Source organism: Bradyrhizobium sp. P5_C11_2, assembly GCF_054049755.1.
The window spans coordinates 1-1,343 of the sequence record NZ_JBFULT010001014.1 but is presented as its reverse complement, the minus strand read 5'-3'; the positions used below and the strand labels follow the sequence as shown (position 1 = coordinate 1,343).

General features: G+C 65.7%; 2 protein-coding genes and 1 pseudogene. 2 read left to right on the top strand and 1 reads right to left on the bottom strand.

Annotation, left to right across the window (positions count from 1 at the left end; all coding sequences use genetic code 11):
* A pseudogene (locus ACXJL8_RS41250) lies at positions 1 to 246 on the top strand (hypothetical protein); the annotation flags it as partial.
* A gap of 52 nt (positions 247 to 298) precedes the next feature.
* On the opposite strand, the gene ACXJL8_RS41245 reads toward ACXJL8_RS41250, so the two are convergent.
* The gene (locus tag ACXJL8_RS41245; protein ID WP_456687058.1) at positions 299 to 697 is read right to left on the bottom strand and encodes a RidA family protein; all 399 of its coding nucleotides are present in this window, start codon (positions 695 to 697) and stop codon (positions 299 to 301) included.
* Positions 698 to 843: 146 nt separating this feature from the next.
* On the opposite strand from ACXJL8_RS41245, the gene ACXJL8_RS41240 reads away from it, so the two are divergent.
* Positions 844 to 1,343: DMT family transporter (locus ACXJL8_RS41240; protein ID WP_456687057.1), on the top strand; the 500-nt coding region annotated here is incomplete at its 3' end.

Here is a 1,343-nt window from a genome sequence, read left to right as displayed (position 1 = left end):
TACAAGTTCAACCTCGGCGCCAACGTCCGGGCCGAAGGCAACGCCATCACCGGCAGTTGGAGCGAAGCCAGCCGCAATATCAGCGGCTCGCTCCAGGGCCGCGGCGGCGGGGGAAATTTCGAGGTGGTCGCCTCGACCGCAGGTTTCAACGCCAACATCGGGTTGAAGACGAGCGGCAGCAAGCAGACCGTCACGATCCGCGCGGACAGCCAGTTCCGCGGCGCCAACATCTCGCTGTCGCGCTAAGCCGATACAGCCACATCACAAACGATCCGGCGCCCCGCGTCGGATCGTTTTTTTATGCGCTGGGAACGAACGCCGTCACCTCGATCTCGACCTTGGCCCGGTCGTCGACGAGGCCACCGATATAGAGCAGCGTCGAAGGCGGGAAATTGCGCCCCAGCGTCTCCTTCCAGGCCGCGCCGATGCCGGCACCCGCGGCCTCATATTCGCTGCGGCTGGTCAGGTACCAAGTCAGGCGTACGATATGCTCAGGGCCGGCGCCGGCCTCGCGCAGCAGCTTGATGATGCGCTTCAGCGCGGCCCCGACCTGCGCCGCCATGTCAGGGGCGTAGTCGCCCGCCTCATCGCCGCCGGTCTGCCCGGCCAGCACCACCCAGCGGCCCGGCCCCTCGACCACGACGCCATGGGAGAAGCCGCGCGGTTTTTTCCATTMGTCCGGCTGCAAGACGCGCATGAGCTGTTTCTCCCGTTTCGCTCGCTGGCCTTCCCTTAGCACGCAGCCGCGCATCGCTGCATCCGCAGTTTTGGCCGTTGCAAACCGTGCCGATGTCGCGGATACCGGCCTCCCCTTGCAATCCTGCCCTCCTGCCTCTTGCACCGATGACCACTCCTCCGTCCAAAACGATGGCTGCGCTGTGGATGGCCGGCTGGCTGTCGCTGACGCTGGTCATGGCGGTCGCAGGACGCGAGGCCGTGCGCGAGATGAACGTCTTCCAGGTCCAGGAGGTGCGCTCGCTGCTCGGGCTCTGCTTGCTCTATCCGATGATCCGGCGCGCCGGCGGCTTCACAACGCTCAAGACCACGCGCCTGCCGCAGCACATCGTGCGCAACCTGATCCACTACGTCTCACAGCTCGGCTGGTTCTTCGCGCTGACGCTGATTCCGATCGGCCAGGTCGTGGCGATCGAGTTCACGATGCCGATCTGGACCGCGATCCTCGCCGCCAGCTTCCTGTCCGAGCGCATGACATCGTGGAAAATCGCCGCGATCGTGCTTGGCCTCGTCGGCGTGATCGTCATCGTGCGGCCCACGACCGGCGAGATCAATCAGGGGCAGTTGATCGCGCTCGGCGCCGCGATCGGCTTCGGCGTCTCCATGGC